Genomic DNA, 20,760 nt, shown 5'->3' with positions numbered 1-20,760 from the left:
GCACAAGTTCCTGCCCGCTTCGTGACTTAGGGCCCTGTGGGCGTTGGCGCGGCTGCGGTGAGGTAGAGGTCGGCAGGAGGCGGTAATGAGAACCAGCTCGGCGGTAGAGCCTCGGAGATTTTCCTTCTGGGCACCCGATTTCAGTCGTTCGGTCACGGTCGGAGTCGACACGTCCGAATTCGCGTATCACGCATTCGAGTGGGCCGCGCGGCACGCGTGGTCACTCAGGACAGACCTGCAGGTGTTCCTCGCGGACCCCGGCGACACGACGGTCCAGCGGGTCCTGGAACGACTCCCCATGCTCACCGCCCACTTCCGCCCGAGCGGAGACGACCCGGTGGCCGCACTGGTGAGGGCGTCGGACTCCAGCGCGACCTTGGTCTTGGGGTGCAAAGGCGAACAGCACCGCGGCCTGGGGCTGGGCTCCCTCGTCCTCCCGGTGTTGCGCCGCGCGCGGTGCGGTGTCGTGGTGGTACGCGGCCGTCCCAAGGCGATCCGCGGCGAACACGGCTGGATCACCGCTGCCGTCGGCGGGTGCGAGGACCCGATCGTGCTGCGGCGCGCGGTCGAGCTCTGTCGCACCCGCCGAGCGCGGCTGCGCCTGCTGCACATCCACCTGCCGGCCCAGCACGGCGTCGCCGTGCCGCGGGACGAGGCAGCGGTCCGCCGGGCCGTGTTGTTCCTGCGCACCACCGCTCCCGAGCTGACGCCCGAGGTCCTGGTGGAGTCACGGCACCCGCACGAGGCGTTGGCGGAACTGGATTCCGACCTCGTGGTCGTGGGGCGCGGCGGCCGGCACGACGGCGTCGGACTGGTCACCCGGGCTGCGCTCTACCACTCGTCCTGTCCCGTGCTGGTGGCCCGGCCGGAGCCGTTGCGGGACGACCGGGCGAAGCTCTAACAGGTCTTGCGCAGCACGGTTCCGGTGGTGCCCGGCAGGGCCACGAAGGTGACCGGGGCGCCCGTCTCGTCGGTCTGGGTCTCGTCGAGCCTCACCGTGACGGGCGCGCTGCCGGTCCTGTTGGCGTTGACGATCACGGTGCCGCACGCGAAGTCGCGCTGGTGCACGTTCTTCGCGACCTCGTGGTGGGCGCCGAGCGGGGTGCCCAGGTCCCAGTCGTACTCGGCGCGCCACTGCGAGGGGTCGTCGTAGCGGTCGGTCTCCTCGATCTCCGAGATCGCCGCGTGCTCGCCCTTGGCCAGCAGGTAGCTCGCGAAGGCGTAGCGGAACGGCTGCTCGGCGCCGCTGTGGTGCGGCTGGACCCAGGTGATCTTGCCCTTGGCCTCGTTGGCGGTGATCTGCTCGATCTGCCGGCTCCAGCCGTGCGAGTACTCGGAGAGCAGATCCCTGTCGCCGAAGGTCAGCCACCACTCGTCGAAGCCGCCGTCGAGGTGCTCGACGTAGGAGTCCCACGCACCGTCGTACAGGCGGGCGTTGGACATGTTCGCGACGGTCTTGAGGCCCGCGTCCACGAACTTCTGCCTCGTGTTCGCGAGCATCGAGCGGTAGGCCTCACGCATCGACTCGTCCGTCGGATACGCGGCCGGGCAGACGCCGTCGTGGTAGGTGTCGCAGGCGAACAGCGCGTTGTCCATGAGGACGCCGTCGAAGACCTTGGCCGAGGACGCGATCACGTTGTCGGCCCAGGCGTTCTGGTAAGCGGCGTTACCGACGTCCATCTGCCAGTGGCCGTGGTAGCCGGCGTACTCGAAACGCCGTCCGTTCGGGTCGAGAAGAAACCATTCGGGGTCAGCCGCGCAGTAGCCGACTCCGGTGGGGAGATCGGAATCGTCGACACCGTTTGAGCACGCATAACCGCGGGTCGACGAGAGATCCTTGTAGACAAAGGTCTGGATCTTCGGATTGGCCGCCTTGAACTTCGCGGCAAGATCGCTTTCCCAGGCGTTCAGCACCACGTACGAACGGCGCCGCGCCTCGGTGGCGATCATTTGATCATCGACTGGAGTGCTGTTCATGTGGAGCCAGAACGACTCGGCCCTCCATTCTTCCTCACCCGCTTGACCTGCGGGAACCATGGTCACCGCCAGCACTCCCGCCAAGATCGAAACAATGGATGAACGCACGCAGAACCCCATCTCGCCTTGCCACTCCGGTTTCGGAGCATTAGACGTGATGGATCGCGTCTCATTACGAAGAGTTTTTCACTGTCAAATAAAGAATGACCTGAACCACGCCTGGGCGTGGTTCAGGTCACTTGTGCGAACTACATCTGCAGTTGTACGAAGGGGGTTTGCTCGGCCGACATCGGCACCTGGAACCGCTGGGTCAGGTAGGTCGCGATGTCGTGGAACAGCGGCGCGGCCGACCCGCTGAACGGGGTGCCGGTCGGCGCGTCGAGCATGATGCCGACGACGTAGCGCGGGTTGTCGGCGGGGAGGATGCCCGCGAACGTGATCCAGTACTGGGACTGGGAGTAGCACTTGCAGTTCTGGTCGATCTGCTGCGCCGTGCCGGTCTTGCCCGCGATCTGGTAGCCGGGCAGGGCGGCCTGCTTGCCGGTGCCGTTCTGGTTCGCGTCGCGCGGGTTGGACTGCGTGGTCGAGCGGAACATGTCTCGAACGGTCTTCGCGGTCTCCGGCGACACCACGCGCACGCCGTCGGGACGCTGCTTCTCCGACCGCGCGCCCGCTTCACCGATCTCGGCGCGGACCAGCCTCGGCGGGATGCGCACACCGTCGTTGGCGATGGCCTGGTACATGCCGGTCATCTGCAGCAGCGTCATCGAGAGGCCCTGGCCGATCGGCAGGTTGCCGAAGGTCGAACCGGACCACTGGCCCAGCGGCGGGACCTGGCCCGCCTCCTCGGCGGGGACGCCGGAGTTCGTGCGGCGGCCGAGACCGAACTTCTGCAGCATCTCGGCGTAGCGCTCCTTGCCGACCTCCTGGGCGGCGATCAGCGTGCCGACGTTGGAGGACTTCGCGAAGACGCCGGTGAACGACATCGGCACGGTCCCGTGGTTCCACGCGTCCCTGATCGTCCGGTCGGCGACCTTGATCGAACCCGGCACCGACAGGACGTCGTCGGGCTTGAACAGGCCGTACTCGACGGCGGCGGCGGCCGTGACGATCTTGTTCACCGAGCCGGGCTCGAAGCTGTAGGCGACCGCGGTGTTGCGCTTCTGGTCCTCGGAGGCCTGGCCGAAGTCCGTCGGGTCGTACGTCTTGTCGTTGGCCATCGCGACGATCTCGCCGGTGCGGCTGTCCAGCACGACGGCGGAACCGTTCTTGGCGCCGGACTTCCTGGTGTAGTCGCTGACCATCTGCTGGACCGCGTACTGCGTGTCGATGTCGATCGTCAGCTCGAGGCTCTTGCCGGGCTGCGGCTTCACGAGCTCGCGCTCGGTGTTCGGGATGACGAGGGTGTCGTCGCCCGACATCGTGTCGACCACGCGGCGGCCCGTCCGGCCCGCCAGCACGTTGTCCTGGGCGTTCTCCAGACCGAGGATGCCCTGGACGGTCGGCGGCTTCTCCTCCTGGCGCCAGTTCGCCGCGCCGATGATGTTCGACGCCAGCTCGCCGTTGGGGTAGATGCGCTTGGAGCGGTACTCCGAACCGATCTCCGCCGGGTACTTGGTGACGATCTTCGCGGCCTTGGCCGGCTCGGCCTCGCTGACCAGGACCTCGTAGGAGATGTCCTTCACCAGCTGCTGGTAGACGGTCTCCTCGTCGGTCCTCTCCCCGTTGACCTCGGGTCCCAGCGTCGACGAGATGAACTTCGCCATCTCGCGCGCACGGTCCTCATAGGTGCCCGGGTACTTCTTGTCGTCCTTCTTGTGGGCGTCGTCCCAGTTCTTCCGGGCACGCTGCGGAAGGATGTAGAGCGCGCGCACCTCGATCGAGAACGCGAGCTGGTTGCCGTTGCGGTCGAGGATCGAACCGCGTTCGGCGGGAATGTCGATGGGCGTCGTGCGCTGCTTCTGAGCCTGCAACGAGAGTTCCTGCGCCTGCAGGCCCTGCACCTGCACGAGCTTGACGCCCGCGACCACCAGAGCGCCGATCAGCAGGACGCGGCCGACCCCGATGCGCAGCCTGCTGTTCCCACCCAGACGTGCGGCCGGACGGGAGCCGCGCACCGACAGCGGGCGGCGCGGCCCCCTCTGCTGCGGACCGGGCATCAGCCACCCGCCGGAGGAGTCGTGCCGGCGTCCGGCGGTGCGGGCGTCTCGGGTGCCGGCGGAGGCGCGGCCGTCGACCTGGTCGGCGCGCTCGGCTTGCCGAACTCCTCGATCGAGCCGTCCGGATTCTGCCGCAGCCGCGCCGGGTTCGACGGCTGGACCAGGCCCATCTCACTCGCCCGGCGCGCGAGGTCGGTCGGCGACTCGAGCAGCGCGACCTCCCGCCGCAGCTGCTCCATCTGCAACGTCAGCCGCTCGGCCTCAGCGCGCGCCTCCTGCAACCGGTAGGTGTCGGCGGCGGCCTGGGTGGAGAAGTACATGATCCCGGCGATGCCCGCACCCAGCACGAGCATCACCAGCACGACGAACGGCGCCTTGGACACGGCCTTCTGCTGCGGGCTCGCGGAGCCGCCCCGCAGGTTCGAGGCCCGCTGGGCCCGCCGCGCGTAGGCACGCTCGGCACCGGCGGTCCGCCGCCGGGCCTTGTCGTTCTGCGCGGCCTTGTCCTTCGAGGGGTCGCGGGGCGACGGCCCACCGACCCGTGCGGGTGCCGTCATCGCGGTGCTCCGATCCGCTCCGCCGCGCGCAGGCGCACCGGCGCCGCACGCGGGTTCTCCTCGATCTCCTGCTCGTTCGCGAGTTCCGCGCCCCTCGTGAGCAACCTGACCTCTGGCCCGTGGCCCGGCAACTCGACCGGCAGGCCCGGCGGCGTCTTGGACTTCGCCAGCTCCGCGAGCGCGTGCTTCACCATCCGGTCCTCAAGGGACTGGTACGACTCGACGACGATCCGGCCGCCGACGGCCAGCAAACCCAGGGCGGCCGGCAGCGCGAGCCGCAACGACTCCAGCTCGCCGTTGACCTCGATCCGCAACGCCTGGAACGTGCGCTTCGCCGGATGCCCGCCGGTGCGCCGCGAAGCCGCGGGCACGACGGCATAGAGCAACTCGACGAGCCGGCCACTGTTCGTGAACGGCTCCTTCGCGCGCTCCCGCAGCACCGCGGAGGCGATCTTGCCCGCGAACCGCTCCTCGCCGTAGGTGGAGAGGACCCGCGCGAGATCGCCGTGCGAGTACGTGTTCAGCACGTCCGCCGCCGTCATGCCGGTGCCCTTGGACATCCGCATGTCGAGCGGCGCGTCCTTGGAGTACGCGAACCCGCGTTCCTCCTCGTCGAGCTGCAACGAGGACACGCCGAGGTCCATCAGCACACCGTCCACATGCGAGTAGCCGAGGTCCTGCACGGCTTCGTCGATGTGGTCGTAGGTGACGTTGACGAGGTGGACGCGGTCACCGTGGCGCGCGAGCCGCTTGCCCGCCATCTCGATGGCCTGCGGGTCGCGGTCGAGCCCGATGAGCGTGAGCTCGGGGTGGGCGCTCAACAGCGCGTCGGAGTGGCCGCCCATGCCGAGCGTCGTGTCGACGACGACGGCGGGCTTGCCGGAGAGCGCTGGAGCGAAGAGTTCCAGGACGCGGTCCAGCAGCACCGGAACGTGCCGCGGCTGATCCATCGTCCCTCTACTCCCCTGATGCGCGTTTCGGGTGACGTCAGGTCCCCGCCCGCCCGTCGAACCTGGCGCCGGGGAAGGTGCGCCAGGGCCGATGATCGAGCGGACCGAGGCCTCACGGCACCCGAATCGCGTGTGGAACATCCGGCCTGTTGCTCGGCTGACCGCCATCAGAAGACGCCCGGAATGACCTCCTCGCGAGCGGTGGCGTAGCCGTCCTCGTGCTCGTCGAGATAGGTCTGCCAGGCCGCCGCGTCCCAGATCTCCATCCTGGTGAACGCGCCGACGACCACGCACTCCTTGGTCAGCCCGGCATACCGGCGCAGTTCCGGTGCGATCAGGACGCGGCCCTGACCGTCCGGACGCTGCTCGTCCGTTCCTGCGAACAGATACCGCTGGTAGGCGCGTACGGCGTCGTTGGTGAACGGCGCCTCGGCGACCTTCTTCGCCATCTGCTCGAACTCCGCCCGGGGAAACACGTACAGGCAGTGGTCCTGGCCCTTGGTGACCATGAGACCTCCCGCCAGTTCGTCCCGGAACTTCGCAGGCAGTGTCAGCCGGCCTTTGTCGTCGAGGCGCGGGTAGTGAGTGCCCAGGAACACGGCAACCACCTCCCTTGCCGGGCGACGCGACCGGCAGTGGAGCCCCCGTCTGCCCCACCGGCCGCCACAGTACCCCACTTTTCACCACAGTCAACGTTGAAACAGCTGTCCGCGCAGCATGTCGTGACCTGTTTGCCCAGGTAGACGCCGTGTCACAGCGTGGGGGGACGGTGGGGGAGCTGGTGCGTCACCACCTTCGCGGGTGAGAGTTCAGCCCTGATTAAGCACTCGAACGGCCTAGAAAATTCGGCGAAAACAGCGCGTGACGGCGAGATGGTGGGGGAACGTGGAAACTGGTGGAGCGAACCCGATGTAGCCCGCAGGTGTAGGGCACCTCGCGTTGGTTTGACACACTGCGTGAAACGCTCACACGTCCGTGTTCCGGACACGGCTGCTGGAGGTTTAGTGACGCCGGGAAGCCCAAGCGCGAACAGTCACGCGCCGGTCGATCAGGTTCTGGGTGAGTTGCACGGCGCCGTCCAGCGGATCGCCGCGAACGTCGAGCGCGTGCTCGTCGGCAAACCCGACGTGGTCCGCCTCGCCCTCGTGACGCTGCTCGCCGAAGGGCATCTGCTGGTCGAGGACGTGCCGGGTGTCGGCAAGACCTCGCTGGCGAAAGCGCTGGCCCGTTCGATCGACTGCACCGTGAGCCGCGTGCAGTTCACGCCGGACCTGCTGCCGAGCGACATCACGGGCTCGTCCATCTACAACCGGCAGGAGAACGACTTCGAGTTCAGGCCGGGCCCGATCTTCGCGAACATCGTCGTCGGTGACGAGATCAACCGAGCCTCCCCCAAGACGCAGTCCGCGCTGCTGGAGTGCATGGAGGAGCACCAGGTCACGGTCGACGGGAACACGTACCCGCTGGGCGCGCCGTTCATGGTGATCGCGACGCAGAACCCGATCGAGATGGAGGGCACCTACGCCCTTCCGGAGGCACAGCGCGACAGGTTCACCGCGCGCGTGTCGATCGGGTACCCCGACCCGCAGGCCGAGCTGGCCATGGTCGACGAGCACGCGGGCCACAACCCGCTCGACGACCTGCGTCCCGTGTCGGACGCCGCGCAGATCCTGCGGCTGGTCGAGGCCGTGCGCCGGGTGCACCTGTCCCCCGAGGTCCGCAGGTACGCCGTCGAGCTGGTCTCGGCGACCCGCCGCCTGCCGGAGCTGCGGCTCGGTGCCTCGCCGCGATCCACGCTGCACCTCGTCCGCGCCGCACGTGCGCAAGCCGCGCTGGCCGGGCGTGACTTCGTGGTGCCGGACGACATCCACGCGGTGTCGATCCCGGTGCTGGCTCACCGGCTGGTGATGACCGCCGAGGCGCAGGCCGCTCGCCGGTCCCCCGCCGAGCTGATCAGGGCGCTGCTGCAGCGGGTGCCGGTGCCCACGGCGGCACTCGACCCGAGCGCGGCGTTCGTCCGCAGCATGAACAACAACAACGCAGGGACGCCACGCTAACGATGCGCACCGCACTCTCCGGTCTGACCACACGCGGAAGATGCTTGCTGGCCGCGGGGTTCGCCGCCGGAGTGTGCGCCGCCGTGCTGAACGAACGCGACCTGCTGCGGGTCGCCGCCTTCGTGATCGCGCTGCCCCTGCTGGCCGCGTGGCTCGCGACGAGGGCTCGGGTGGGGTTGCACGCCGCCCGGTTCCTCGCCCCGAGCCGGGTGCCGGTGGGTGCGGCGGCCGAGGTGAAGCTCGACCTGCGCAGCACCGGCCGGCTGCCCACGGGCGGGCTGATGCTGGAGGACACCGTGCCGTACGCCCTGGGCGCGCGGCCGCGGTTCCTGGTGGAGCGGCTGCCCCGCAACACGCCGACGTCGTTGCGCTACCCGCTCAAGCCGGTGATGCGCGGCATCCAGCAGGTGGGCCCGCTGATGGCGCGGATCACCGACCCGTTCGGCCTCGCCGAGTTCGACCGCGAGCTCGCGGGCCGTTCCCGGCTGGTCGTGGTGCCGCGGGTGGTGCGGTTGTCGGGTCTGCCCGGCGGCTCCGGCATGGGCGCGGGCGACGACGGCTCGGTGCGGCTGCGGGCCGGTCAGGGCGAGGACGACGCGGTGGTGCGGCCGTACCGGCAGGGCGATGACCTGCGGAAGGTCCACTGGCGGTCCACGGCTCGGCGCGATGAGCTGATGGTGCGCGTCGAGGAACGTCCGTGGCGCGGTGGCACGACGGTGCTGCTCGACCACCGGGTGTACGCGCACCGCGGCAGCGGGCCCACGGCGTCGCTGGAGTGGGCTATCTCGTTCGCGGCGTCCATCTGCCTGCACCTGCACCACTTCGGCCACCAGGTGCGCCTGGTCTCCGAGGACGGGCGGGTGCTCGCGGGCGGGTCGTCCGACGGCGGGCACAGCGACCACGTGGTGCTGGACTCGCTCGCGGCACTGCAGGGCTCGCACCGCCGTGAGCTCAGCGGCGGCATGGACCCCGGTGCTGGCCAGGAGGTCATCGCGGTGCTCGGCGGTCTCTCGCCGGCGTCGGCGGAGGAACTGGTCCGGTACCGGCCGCGCGGCACCCGCAGCCTGGCCGTGTTGCTGGACGTGAACGCCTGGTCCGGTGGGACCGACGCCGCCGCTCCGGAACCCGAGGACGCCCGGCGGTTGCTGGGCGGCGCGGGCTGGGGCGTGGCGATCGCGAAGCCGTCCGCGTCGATGCAGCAGGTGTGGCAGGAGCTGTGTGCCTCGGCCGGGTCCCGGGGCTCGTCGTTTCGCTCGGAGGTGGGCTGATGGGATCCCGTTCCGCTCCGTCGAAGGGCGCCGAGCCCGAGTGGTTCACCTCGGCGACGCCGTGGATCGCCGCGCTGGCCGTGCTCTGCGCGTCCACCGCGCTGTCCGGCGTGATCGAGGGCGACCTGTGGCTGGTGCGCATCGGCGTGGTGATCGTGGCGATCACCGTGACCGGCGCGTTCCTGAGGGCGACCAGGCTGACCCCGCCGCTGGTCGCGATCGCCCAGGTTTTCGTGCTGTTGTGCCTGCTCACGGCGTTGCACACGCGGTCGGGCATCTTCCTGTTCATCCCTGGTCCCGACGCGCTGAGCGAACTCGGCGACGTGCTCTCGGAGTCCGTCGCGCAGGTGCAGACCGGGGTGCCTCCGGTGCACGCGTCACCGGCGATCCAGGCGCTCGTCGTGCTGGCGATCGGCCTGGTCGCGGTGCTGGTCGACACGCTGGCTGTCGCGGCGGCGGCTCCGGCGGCGTCCGGTCTGGTGCTGCTGTGCGTGTTCGCGGTGCCCGCGTCGCTGGCCGACGAGATGCTGCCGTTCTGGACGTTCATCCTGGGTGCGGCGGCGTTCGCGATGTTGCTCGCGGTCGACGGTCAGCACCGGCACGAGGCGTGGCGCGGCCGGCTCGGTTCCGGATCGGCCAGCGGGTCCGGTGGGTCCGCGACCTCGGTGGCGGCGATCGCGATGGTGATCGCGCTGGTCGTCGGCGCGGGCTTCACGCTCGTCGGCACGGTCGGCAGGCTGCCCGGCAGCGGCGGAGGTGGCGGCGGCAAGGGCGGCATCGGGCTGAGCGAGATGACGTCGTTGCGCGGCATGCTCAACCGCGGCCGCAGCGCCGAGGTGTTCTACGTGCGCGGCATGAACGATCCGATGTACATGCGGGCGTCCACGCTCGCCCAGTACGTGCCGAACAAGGGCTGGGAACGCGGCAGTCCTCCCGGCGGCCAGCCCGCGCGCGGTGAGCTTCCGCCGCAGCCGGGCGACCGCGGCGAGGGCAGGACCACCCGGATCAACATCGAGCCGCGCGACTGGCGGAGCTTCTGGCTGCCGACCTACGGCGCCGTCCGCCGCATCGACACCCCGGACGACGACTACCAGTTCGACCCGAAGAAGGGCGTGATCTACACGCAGCGGGAGCGTGAACCCGCGTCCTACGAGCTCGACACGGTGATGTCGACGCCGACGAAGCAGGCGCTGCGGCTGGCACCGGCCCAGGCGAACGCGGTCGATGGCGAGTACTACAAGTTCGACGGGGTCGAGCAGCAGGTCGTGGACCTCGCGCAGAGGATCGTCGCAGGCGCCACGAACGACTTCGACAAGGCGGCCGCGCTCACGGCCTTCTTCAACGGTCCCACCTCCGAGTTCCAGTACAAGCTCGAGACCGGCGGCGACATCACGACCGACGCGCTGACGGACTTCGTGCTGCGGGGCAAGATCGGCTACTGCGAGCAGTTCGCGTCCGCGATGGCCGTGATGGCGCGTGTGGTGGGACTGCCGTCGCGCGTGGCGATCGGCTTCACCGCCGGCGTTCCGTCCGCGGACGGCTCCCACCGCGTTATCAGCACCGAGGACGCCCACGCGTGGGTCGAGATCTTCTTCCCGAACTACGGCTGGATGACGTTCGATCCGACGCCGGTCAACGACGGCCGCGGGATCGTGCCTCCGTACCTGCGCGAGACCGCGCCGGGTCAGGAGGAGGTGCCGACCGCGGACACGCAGACCGAGTCGACCTCGGCCTCCACGACCGGGTCGGCCCAGGCCTCCGCCTCGCCCGACGGCACGGACGGCGACCAGGGGCTGCCGGCGGCGAGCTCCCAGGGGCCGCCGACGTGGCACCTGTGGGCGCTGGGCATCGTGCTGGTGCTGGCCGCGCTGCTGTCGATCCTCCTGGTGCTGGCGTTGGTCGGTGTGCTCAGCGCGGGTCTGCTGGGCGTGTTGTGGGCGCGCAAGCTGCTGATACCGGCCGCCGCCGCGCTGTGGCTGATGGGCGCGGGGCTCGCGGCCGCGTTGCTGTCGTGGTGGCTCGCGGTGCTGCTGGTGATCGCCGGGGTGGTGCTCACGCCGCTGCTGGTGCGTGCCGTGCGACGGCACAACCACCTGCACGCCGTGACGGCGCTCGGTCCCGGCGCGGCCTCGGCCGCCTGGAGCGAGCTCATGGCCGAGTCGATCGACCGCGGTGCGCCCGTGCCGGTGGCCGAGACGATCCGGATCGCCGCCCGCCGGCTGGCGCGCGAGCACAACCTGGACGACGCGGGCAAGGACGGCCTGCGCACGGTGATCGGGGCGATCGAGCGGTCCTGGTACAGCCCCAACCCGGCCGCCGACCCGTCGCTGCCCGGTGCCGTGGCCGCGGTTCGGCAGTCGTTGCGGCAGAACGCGCCGCTGTCGTTGAGGGCGAGGCTGTTCCCGAAGTCGGTGCTCAAGCCGGCGCCCGCGCCGGTGGCCGACACGGCTGAACGGGAACCCGCCGGCGTGTAGGTCCGAGACAGCCGAAGGGCCCGCCTTGCGGCGGGCCCTTCGCTTCAGGCCTCTTGGTCCGGTTACTTCTCTTCGTCGAAGCGGCGGCGGAAGCGCTCTTCCATCCGTTCGGAGAACGAGCTGCGGCTGCGCGCGGGCTTGCCGTCCTCCTGCGCTCCCTCGGCGACCTGGTCACCGCGACGCAACGTCGTCAGGGTGATGAGCGCACCGAAGAACATGAGCAGGAAGCCGAAGACGCTCACCACGGGAATGCTGGCGACCGAGAGCTGCGGGAGCATCACTCCGGTGATGAGCGCAGCCACGCCGACCACGAACAACACGATGCCCTGCACGCGGCGTCGCTTGGACGGCCGCCGCAACTTGGCGCCCCGTACGGTAGATGCGAACTTCGGGTCCTCGGCGTAGAGCGCGCGCTCGATCTGGTCGAGCAGTCGCTGCTCGTGCTCGGAGAGTGGCATCGTTCCTCCTCCGGCACAGCGGTCGCGGGCGCCGGGTGTTTTCGGTTTCCGCCGAACCCGGCGGACGACCCACCCTGGGGACGTCACCTTCCAGGATACGATCCGCGCGCCCCGGCGACTAGCCAGTCGGCCCTCTCATACGGTCTGATCTGTCACCATCATCCTCCTGGGGCAGTGGTGAGGCCTTCGTGAGGCCTGTTCCAGCCCCTTGTGGCCTTCCGTTCACACCCGGTTCGGCCGCGCGATCCGTGCGCGACAGCCCCGCTTGCTCGGATCAGCGCATGACCGAACTCATCGTCAACGGCGCCGCCGAGCAGGGCCTGACCGGCTGGCTCGTCGTCGCGGGCGCCCCCGTCGTGCTGCGGTACGACACGGGCCAGGGGTATCCGGGGCCGGGTGATCCCGGTCCGGCGCAGCGCGGCTCGTCGTTCTTCGGCGGCGGCGACACACCACTGAGCACGCTGCGACAGAGCGTGACACTGCCGCGCCGGTCGTCTCAGTTCGCGGTGTCCGCGTGGCTCGGCGGCTACGCCGCGCAGCAGGACGGCGCCCGGCTGTCGGTCGAGTTCCTCGACGCCGGCGGCACCCCGCGCGGTCTGGTGGTGCTCGGCCCCGTGACGGCGGAGGAACGCTCGAGCCGCACCGGCCTGCTCGAGCGCTCAGCGCGCGGCACCGTGCCACCGGGCAGCCGCACCGCCGTGGTGACGCTGCAACTGACCCGTTCCGGTGGTGGCACGTCGAACGACGGCTACGCGGACAACATCTCGTTCACGGTCGGAGGCCGCTGATGCTGAACCGACGTGATCTCCTGCGCGCCGCGGCCGCCGCCGGCGCTCTCGGCACCGTGTGGCCGCTGTCGGCCGGCCTGTCCCCCGCCGAGGCTCACGCGGCCGCCCTGGACCTGGGCGCGTCGTGGGATCCGGCGCCGTTCACGCTGGGCCTCGGATCCGGGGACCCGTTGCCGGACAGCGTGGTCCTGTGGACGCGCCTGGCTCCCGAGCCGCTGGCGTTCGAGCAGCCGCTGCCCGAGATCGTCGAGGTCGAGTGGTGTGTCGCGTCCGATCGCACGATGCGCTCGCGGGTGGCATGCGGGAGTGTCGCTTCGTCGAACCTGTTGGGGCACAGCGTGCACGTGCCCGTGCACGGTCTCCGGCCCGGCCGCACCTACTACTACCAGTTCTCGGCTCTGGGCAAGCGTTCTCGTGTCGGTCGCACGCGCACGGCCCCTGTCGGCCCGGTGTCTCGCGTCAGGTTCGCAACGGCGAACTGCCAGGCGTTCCACGACGGCTTCTACGCCGCACACCGCGGCATCGCCGCCGAGAAGCTGGATTTCGTCGTGCACCTGGGCGACTACATCTACGAGCACGGCCAGGTCGGCGGCGCACACGTGCGTGACCACGAGGGCCCCGCCGTGCTGTCCCTTGCGGACTACCGACGCCGCCACGCCTTGTACAAGGGCGATCCGTCGCTGCGCGACGCCCACGCGGCGCACCCCTTCTACCTGACGTGGGACGACCACGAGGTCGTGAACGACTACAGCGGCACCAACGGCTCAGCACCGTTCGTGAAGCGCCGCGCCGCCGCCTACCAAGCCTGGTACGAGCACCTGCCGATCCGCTCTGGGAGCGCTCTCGAACCACAGATCCACCGACGCCGCCAATGGGGTTCGTTGCTCGATCTGACGGTGCTCGACCTGCGGCAGTACCGGTCCGCACAGAACCTGCCCGGCGGCACGATCCTGGGCGCCGAGCAGAAAAAGTGGTTGCTGGACGGCATTTCCGGCGCCCGCGAGGCGTGGCAGGTGTGGATCAACTCGATCATGCTGTCGCAACTCGCCCGCACCGGCGGCGGCTACTACTTCACCGACCAGTGGGACGGCTTCCTGGCAGAACGCCGGGAAGTGCTCGGCCACGTCGCCGCCGAGGGCATGAAGGACCTCGTCGTACTGACCGGCGACTGGCACTCGGCGTTCGTCGACGACATCAGGCCGGACTTCGACGACGTCACGTCACCGGTCATCGGCACCGAGTTCACCGCGCACTCGGTCACCTCGGGCGCGTACTCGCCGGAGTGGAACGCGGCGAACGGACCGGTGATGGGAGCGGCGAACCCGCACCTGAAGTACTTCGAGGGCAACAGGTACGGGTACGACGTGTACGAGGTGACGCCCCAGCGGTTCACCACGCACATGAAGGTGATCGGGGACCGGCGGGACGCCTCGTCGCCGGTGTCGACCTTGACCACGTTCCACGTCGACCGGGGGACGGCCGGGAGCTACGAGGATCCGGCGACTGCCGGGTCGCCTGCGCAGTACCGGCGTCCCTGAAACTGTCAGACCCGCTGAGTATGCTCGGATTCGGGGGGTCCCGGGCCCTGTGTGGCCGGAGGGTGGATCCCCCGAATCCGATGCTAGTCAGCGGGTCTGACAGTTTCTGGCCGGTCGATTCGGGCGCCTGGTTCGGCCGGTCAGGTTGGCCGTGAGTTCCGGCCGATCAGCTTGGCGATCAGTCCCGGCCGGTCAGCTTGGCGGTCAGTTCTGATTGGGCAGCCTGGCCATCCATTCCGACCGTCGGATCGGAGCGGGCAGCTTGGCTGTCAAGTCTGACCGTGCTGCCCGGCCGTGCTGCCCGGCCGTCCGTGCCGGCAAGGCAGCCTCGCGCCCGTGCCAGCCGGACCTGACGGCCGGGGCCTGACCGTCAGTTCTGACCGTCAGGCCCGGCCGGTCAGCTTGCGATCTGGTAGGCGCTGATGATCGTGACCTCGCCGGTGTTGCCCGCAGCGTCCGTCGTCTTGGCGCGCAGCGAAGCGGACTTCGCGCCCTTCGGGTGGTGCAGGACCACCTTGTCGCCGGCGACGTGCGCCCGCTTCCAGGTCGCGCCGTCGTCGTAGGACACCTCGACGGTGATGCGCTTGATCTTCGGTGTGTTCTGGGCCTGCTCGACCTTCAGCGGGACCAGTTGCACGCGGCCATGCGCGGTGTCCTTGTCGTCGAGCTTCGGCAGGAAGCGGACGACCGTGAGCGGAAGGTGCGTGATGTCGTTGGTGTGCTTGGCCTTGAAGGTCCAGGCGCCGCTCACCTTCTTCGACAGCTCCGCGGCGCGGCTGTGTTCCATCTCGGCCCTGTAGGTGCCTTCGCCGGCCGGGACGTCGAAGACCGCGGCGGGACGGTCCGACTCGCCGAGCTTGGTGCCGTTGTGGAACAACGCGGTCCTGGCCGTTCCGCCGTTGATCCTGCCCTCGCCGCCGTTGCTGTCGGTGAAGAGTGGCACCCTGACGGCGATCTGGTCTTCCAGCCTGGCCAGGCCGAAACCAGGTGCCGACGGCACGGACGGGCCGAAGATCGCGGCGCCGAACGTCTGCGAGTACTTCTTGCCGCCCTTGAAGGATCGCGTGGGCGTCTGGGTCGTGTACTCGTTGTTGTTGTCCGGGCCGACGCGGTCGTAGACCCAGCTCCACTTGCCGGTGACGGTCGAGACGTGGTCGATCGCGCGACCGCCTTCCGGCACCGGCGTGAACCAGCCGAAGCCGCCGCTGCCGTCCACCGGGTTCGGCATCACGGCGATGCCGTGCTGACGGCCCTTGCCGGCGTTGCGGAAGCTCGTCGTCATCTCGGCGAGTTCGTTCGCCCTGGCGGTGCGCTCGTACCCGGTCGGCATGCCCTTCTCGGTGTACATCAGGCGGTAGCTGACCGGGGTCTTCTCGTCGCGTGCCGTGCCTTGGAACTGCTCGGCGATCGTCGTGGAGAGGCCTGGCGTGTCCGGCCCGATCTGCGCCGTCGACACCTGGCCCGCCAAGCCGCCGAAGAACGCCCAGCCGTGCCCGAGCGTCGTTCCCGCGATCGGGACGGAGTAGCCGACCGTGCCGATCATGCTCTTGGCCGCGGCGTCCGGGGTCTTGAGCGCGACCGGTTTGGCGTTGCGCGCGTCGATCGTGATCGACCCCTTGCCAGTCACCTGGAACTTCGGCTGCACCTGGAACGCGACCTTGAAGTCCGGGGTGATGACACCGCTGTCCACGAGGTACTCGCCCTTGGGCAGGCGGGCGTTCTTGGCCAGTCCCGGATATGACCTGCCGGTCTTCGTGTTGACGAAGAACGTGCTGTGCGACTCGGCCGGGTTGCCGTCGGCGCCGAGCACCGAGACGGCGGTGTCGTAGCTTTCGACCTCACGGTTGACGCTGACGAGTGTGCGCAGGCCGTTCGACGCGACGATCGCACCGCTGTAGGCGCCGTCCGTCGCGTTCACCCTGGTGTCAGCGGTGATCGTGGCCTTCGCCTCGCCGCCGGCGGGGACGGTGATCCTCGCCGGAGACACGGTGAACAGACCGGCGGGCGAGGGCTTGCCGTCGGGTCCCTTGACGTCCGCGCTCAGGTCGAGCGTGACGGGTTCCTTGCCGGGGTTGCGGTAGGTGACCTCGCGGACGATCTTCTGGTCGTCGTCGTGCGGCCACTGCTGCAAACCGAAGTTGATGTTCGCGGGGTCCGCGATCACCTGCTGCGCCAGCATTTTCGGCACGTCGGCCCGGCCCGCGCCCTGGTCGAACGCCGTCAGGGCCGGGTTCGCCTTGGCCGACGCCATGATGGTCGCCTTGAGTCGTGTGCCGGTCCAGTCCGGGTGCTGCTGCTTGAGCAACGCGACAACTCCCGCGACGTGCGGCGTCGCCATCGACGTGCCATCCATCGCGACGTGGCCCTGCGTGCCGGCCTCGGCCGCCATGATGCCGACGCCGGGCGCGGTCACGTCCGGCTTCACCGCTCCGTCCGCGGCCGGGCCACGGCTGGAGAACGGCGCGATGCCGTCGTTGCGGTCGACCGCGCCGACGGTCAGCGCGGACTCCGCGCTACCGGGCGAGCCGATCGTCTCCGGCCGCCCGGAGTTGCCCGCCGCGATCACGAACAGCGCCCCGGTCTCCTGGGAGATCCGGTTGACGGCCTGCTCGATCGGGTCGATCTCCGGGGTGTCACCGCCGCCCAGGCTCATGTTGATGACGCTCGCGCCCTGTTCGGCCGCCCACTGCATGCCACCGAGGATCGCCGACTCGCTGCAGCCGCCCGGCTGGCAGACCTTGCCGTCGAGGATCTCGGCGTCCGGCGCGACACCGCGGTACTGCTCGCCCTTGCCGGCGACGGTCGACGCGACGTGCGTGCCGTGCCCGACCTCGTCGGTGTTGTCCGGCGAGTCGGTGAAGTTCTTCTCGGCGATCTGCCTGCCCTGCAGATCCGGGTGCTTCTCGTCGACGCCCGTGTCGAGCACCGCGACCTTCACGCCCTTGCCCGTCACACCTGCCTGCCACGCCTGCGGCGCGCCGATCTGCTTGGTGCTGCGGTCGAGCGACACCTGCCGGATGCCGTCGAGCCACACCTTCTCCACCGCACCACCGCGCAGCGACTCCCAGGCGCTGCCCGACTTCTCGACCGTGCCGGTCACCAGGTCGTCGACCGACCCCTTCACCGCCAACGCCGTGATGCCCGATCGTGCGCCCGCCGTCGGCCGCACGATCACAGGAACGTTGCTGCGCCGTGCGTCGTCGTAGCCGAACTCGGCCAACGACGTCACGTCGAACAACCGCGGGTCTAGCTTTCCGTTGTCCACCAACGCGATCGCATCCGCGGGCACCACGTGCTGATGTCCGTCCCGCGTGAAGGTGCGCACCGGCAGCCTGCCCCGTCCCGGCCCCGGCACGACCCGCACGACGCGGTTGCCGGCCAGTTCCACCCGGTCACCGGTGATCAGCGTGACGCTGCGGTCCCCCTGCCCCGCCGATGCCTGTTCCTCCGCATGCGCCACAGCCGCCGTCACCGTGATCGTTCCCGTGGTGACGAGACCTGCCGACAGCGCGAGAGCGGTGATCCCCCTGCGGGCACCTCGCTGTCCTGCTCTCACTGGTTTACCTCCAGTGCTCGATGAGGTGTTGTCTCAGTGACCGTAGGGACACCGAGCGTCACCTCACCTCCGTCTGAAGGCCGGAGCTGCACAGGCGGATGTCATCCCGCAGAGGTACTTGCACTGGCCGATCGGCTGGTTGACACGCCGTGGCCGCATCGACCGGCCGCCTTTCGGGATTGAGTCGGGACCGGGTTCTCGTGCACACTTCGTCCTGCCGTCATCTGGGGGCGGCGCTGGGGGCTTTGGGGGAAGGTCGCTCTACTCATGCGTGTTTCGTTGCGTGCTGCCATTTCGGTGTCGATGCTCGTCGGTTTCTACGTCCTCGCCTTCGGGTTGATCGGTGGCCTGCTCGCGCTGGAGACGTACGCCCTGATCGAGCGCCCGTTCGTCGGCGTGAAGCTGGCGCTGTTCGTCGTGCCGGTGGTGTACGCGCTGGTCAAGGGCCTGATCTCGCTGGAACGCCGCACGCGGGACGAGGTGCCGGGCACCCTCGTCACGCCCGAGCAGCAGCCCGCGCTCTGGGACCTCGTCCGCCGCCTGGCCGCCGACGTCGGCACCCGCCCGCCGGACGAGATCCGGATCGTCGCCGCGGTGAACGCCGCAGTCGCCGAGGACACCCGCTTCCTGGGGCTGCGCGTCCTCCAACGCAGGATGTTCATCGGTGCACCTCTGCTCACCTCCTTGACCGAGAAGCAACTCATCGCCGTGCTCGCCCACGAACTCGGGCACTACGCCAACAAGGACACGCGCCTCGCCGGTGTCGTGGTCTCCGGCCGTGAGGCCATGCTGCGCGCCGGTTCCCACATGAACGCCGAGCGGTGGTTCCAGCGCATGATCGCCAAGCTGTTCCGCGGCTACGCCAAGCTGTACCTCCGTGTCTCCCGGGCGATCAGCCGCCGGCAGGAGTTCGCCGCCGACCGCGTCGCCGCCACGCTGGCCGGCTCGTCCGCCGCCGCGTCCGCCTGGCGCGAACTGCCGGTGATCGACGCCGCGTGGAACCTCTTCACCGACCGCCACCTCACCGTCGCGTGGGAACTCGGCTACCTCCCCACGACCTTCTTCGACGGCTTCGCCCGCCTGCGCACCTCCCCCGAACTCCACGAGGAACTGGAGGAGATCCGCCAGCAGCCGCACGACCCGGACCGCGGCCCGTACGACTCCCACCCGCCACTGCGGGACCGCATCGCCGCGATCGAGGCCATGGCACTGGAACCCGAGTCGGGCTGGGGCGACCGCCCCGCACTGGAACTGCTCACCGACCCGATGCCGCTGCTCGACGCCGCCGTGCTCAACACGCTCGTGTCCGACGCCGCCTCGAAGGAACGCGTCGACTGGGCCACGCTCGGCCACATCGGCGCCCGCGCCCGCGTCGTGCGCGGCACCGAACGGCTGCTGGAGGCGTCCGCGGCGGCGATGGACCAACCGCCGTCACTGACCACCGTGCTCGACGCGCTGGACGCGGGACACCTCGCCGGCCTCGGCACTCACGTGCCCGGCAACAGGGACGCCGGTGCCCGAGCCCGCCGCGAGATGGCCCGCGGCGAGGTGCTGCCCGAACTGTCCGCGTTGGTGGCACTGGCGTTCTCCGACGCCGGCCTCGCCCGCTGGGAACTGGACTGGCTGGGACGAACCACGTTCGTCACCTCCTCTCACGAATTCGACATGGCCGAACACCTGGACGCCGCGGTCGCCGACCACGGCAGCACCGAGGGCCTGCGCGCCGCGCTCGCCACCGCCGGTGTGGCCCCCGACTACCGCCCCGCGCACTGAGCGTTCAGGAGAAACCCCGTGGTGCTCTCACTTCTGTTCAAGCCCAAGGAACTCATCACCGTCATCCGCCTGATGCGCGAAGCGAAGCGGCTGGGTGTGGAGATCGACGAACTCCCTGCCGACGTGGTGGCTTCGTACGTCCTGCCGAAAACCCACCCGGAGCGCTACGGCCTCGTCCCCGACGCAGAGGTGACCACCACCTCGCCGATCGAAGACCTGGCCCTCGCCGCCGTGAAGGACGACGTCCGAGCCGGCAACTGGGAGAACGCCGCCGACCTCGTCGCGTCGACCCACGGCGACTGGGACCGCCGCCAGCGCGTCGTCTGGGCCCTGGCCGACCTCGCCGCCAAAGACGACACCTGGATGGACGCCTGGCAGACCGCCCGCCCAGGCGACCCGCACTGGATCGTCGTGCACGCGATGTCGCTGGTCGCCCTCGCCTGGGACATCCGAGGCAGCGCCACCTCGTCCCAGACGACCCGCGAACAGTTCGAGGGCTTCCACCGCGTCCTGTTCGAGGCCCGCGAGGCAGCCGGTATCGCCGCCGCCGTGCTGCCCGACGACCCGACGCCGTGGAACACGATGCTGACGCTCGCCCGCGGCCTGCAGGTGGAGCACGACGAGTTCCGCGCGATCTGGGCGGAACTGATGTCGCGCGATCCCCTGCACCACAACGGACACACGCAGGCCCTGCAGTACTGGTGCCGCAAGTGGCACGGGTCGGATGAGCTGGCCCTGGCGTTCGCGGTCGAAGCTGCCGCCAAGGCGCCCAAGCTTTTGTCTCTGCCGCTGCAAGCTGCTTACGAGGCTGAGGGCACCTCCCCTGACGTGTGGAAGTCGCCCGCGGTTGCCGGTGCCCTGGACGCGCTGCTGGCTCGGCTGGTGGATGAGGGTGCCGACACCCATGCGCTTCGGAACGACCGTGGGTATGCGATCTACGCCTTGCTTGAGCTGCAGCGGTTCGAAGAGGCTGTGGGGCAGTTCCGGGCTTTGGGGGCGTTGGCGGATGCCGGGCCTTGGGACTACTTCGGGGAGCCTCGGCTGAAGTTCTTGAGCCTGCGGGGGATCGCGGTCAAGGCCGCGGCCAAGGGCAAGGGGGTCAGGGTTCGGTAGTGGCTCCTTTCGCTGCGGCGGCCGGGATTCGGCGCTGCACCGGGTGGGGTTCGGGTGCCGCGCCAGGCGGGGTTGGCAGGCTTTCACTCAGT

General features: G+C 69.6%; 15 protein-coding genes. 8 read left to right on the top strand and 7 right to left on the bottom strand.

Translation table 11 applies throughout. The annotated features are described in order from the left end of the window. Positions 1-241: 241 nt before the first annotated feature. Positions 242-901, top strand: coding sequence for a universal stress protein (locus BLR21_RS26870; RefSeq protein WP_176929806.1), 660 nt, complete (start codon positions 242-244; stop codon positions 899-901). On the opposite strand, the gene BLR21_RS26865 is transcribed toward BLR21_RS26870, so the two are convergent. From BLR21_RS26865 to mraZ, 5 genes are all read right to left on the bottom strand, one after another. Further along, a complete protein-coding gene (locus BLR21_RS26865; RefSeq protein ID WP_176929805.1) occupies positions 898-1,950 on the bottom strand; it encodes a putative glycoside hydrolase in 1,053 nt (350 codons plus the stop codon). The genes BLR21_RS26870 and BLR21_RS26865 overlap by 4 nt on opposite strands. A 275-nt stretch (positions 1,951-2,225) precedes the next feature. Further along, the gene (locus tag BLR21_RS26860; protein WP_090009675.1) at positions 2,226-4,136 is read right to left on the bottom strand and encodes a peptidoglycan D,D-transpeptidase FtsI family protein; all 1,911 of its coding nucleotides are present in this window, start codon (positions 4,134-4,136) and stop codon (positions 2,226-2,228) included. Then, on the bottom strand, positions 4,136-4,693 hold the full coding sequence (gene ftsL / locus BLR21_RS26855) for a cell division protein FtsL (RefSeq protein ID WP_090009672.1): 558 nt from the start codon (positions 4,691-4,693) through the stop codon (positions 4,136-4,138). The genes BLR21_RS26860 and ftsL overlap by 1 nt, the downstream gene beginning before the upstream one ends. Next, the gene (rsmH, locus tag BLR21_RS26850) at positions 4,690-5,643 is read right to left on the bottom strand and encodes a 16S rRNA (cytosine(1402)-N(4))-methyltransferase RsmH (protein ID WP_090009669.1); all 954 of its coding nucleotides are present in this window, start codon (positions 5,641-5,643) and stop codon (positions 4,690-4,692) included. Before rsmH ends, ftsL begins: the two co-directional genes overlap by 4 nt. A gap of 167 nt (positions 5,644-5,810) precedes the next feature. Next, the gene (mraZ, locus tag BLR21_RS26845; RefSeq protein WP_030479478.1) at positions 5,811-6,242 is read right to left on the bottom strand and encodes a division/cell wall cluster transcriptional repressor MraZ; all 432 of its coding nucleotides are present in this window, start codon (positions 6,240-6,242) and stop codon (positions 5,811-5,813) included. Positions 6,243-6,647: 405 nt separating this feature from the next. Between mraZ and BLR21_RS26840 the strand changes: the two genes are divergently transcribed. Genes BLR21_RS26840 through BLR21_RS26830 form a run of 3 tightly spaced genes read left to right on the top strand, consistent with a single transcriptional unit; the run spans position 6,648 to position 11,442 of the window. Continuing rightward, positions 6,648-7,700: an AAA family ATPase gene (locus BLR21_RS26840; RefSeq protein ID WP_420843910.1), complete on the top strand. Its 1,053-nt coding sequence runs from the start codon at positions 6,648-6,650 to the stop codon at positions 7,698-7,700. A 2-nt stretch (positions 7,701-7,702) separates the two neighbouring features. Beyond that, a complete protein-coding gene (locus tag BLR21_RS26835) occupies positions 7,703-8,968 on the top strand; it encodes a DUF58 domain-containing protein (protein WP_090009666.1) in 1,266 nt (421 codons plus the stop codon). Then, positions 8,968-11,442, top strand: coding sequence for a transglutaminase TgpA family protein (locus BLR21_RS26830; protein ID WP_090009998.1), 2,475 nt, complete (start codon positions 8,968-8,970; stop codon positions 11,440-11,442). Before BLR21_RS26835 ends, BLR21_RS26830 begins: the two co-directional genes overlap by 1 nt. Positions 11,443-11,504: 62 nt before the next feature. On the opposite strand, the gene BLR21_RS26825 is transcribed toward BLR21_RS26830, so the two are convergent. Continuing rightward, complete coding sequence (locus BLR21_RS26825; RefSeq protein WP_030479482.1) at positions 11,505-11,900, bottom strand: DUF3040 domain-containing protein; 396 nt, start codon at positions 11,898-11,900, stop codon at positions 11,505-11,507. Between the two features lie 281 nt (positions 11,901-12,181). Here BLR21_RS26825 and BLR21_RS42740 point away from each other — a divergent pair, with 281 nt between their 5' ends. Continuing rightward, the gene (locus BLR21_RS42740) at positions 12,182-12,688 is read left to right on the top strand and encodes a phosphoesterase (RefSeq protein ID WP_176929803.1); all 507 of its coding nucleotides are present in this window, start codon (positions 12,182-12,184) and stop codon (positions 12,686-12,688) included. After that, entirely contained in the window at positions 12,688-14,226 is a 1,539-nt protein-coding gene (locus BLR21_RS26820; RefSeq protein ID WP_256334954.1) for an alkaline phosphatase D family protein, read from the top strand. The genes BLR21_RS42740 and BLR21_RS26820 overlap by 1 nt, the downstream gene beginning before the upstream one ends. Positions 14,227-14,623: 397 nt before the next feature. On the opposite strand, the gene BLR21_RS26815 is transcribed toward BLR21_RS26820, so the two are convergent. Next, complete coding sequence (locus tag BLR21_RS26815; protein ID WP_090009664.1) at positions 14,624-17,782, bottom strand: S8 family serine peptidase; 3,159 nt, start codon at positions 17,780-17,782, stop codon at positions 14,624-14,626. Positions 17,783-18,049: 267 nt separating this feature from the next. Between BLR21_RS26815 and BLR21_RS26810 the strand changes: the two genes are divergently transcribed. Next, on the top strand, positions 18,050-19,555 hold the full coding sequence (locus BLR21_RS26810; RefSeq protein WP_090009661.1) for a M48 family metalloprotease: 1,506 nt from the start codon (positions 18,050-18,052) through the stop codon (positions 19,553-19,555). A gap of 18 nt (positions 19,556-19,573) precedes the next feature. Continuing rightward, a complete protein-coding gene (locus BLR21_RS26805; RefSeq protein ID WP_256334953.1) occupies positions 19,574-20,668 on the top strand; it encodes a DUF4034 domain-containing protein in 1,095 nt (364 codons plus the stop codon). The last annotated feature ends 92 nt before the right edge of the window (positions 20,669-20,760 follow it).

The organism is Lentzea albidocapillata subsp. violacea, assembly GCF_900100275.1.
Classification (GTDB): Bacteria; Actinomycetota; Actinomycetes; order Mycobacteriales; family Pseudonocardiaceae; genus Lentzea; species Lentzea violacea.
This window is presented reverse-complemented; position numbering and strand designations above follow the sequence as displayed.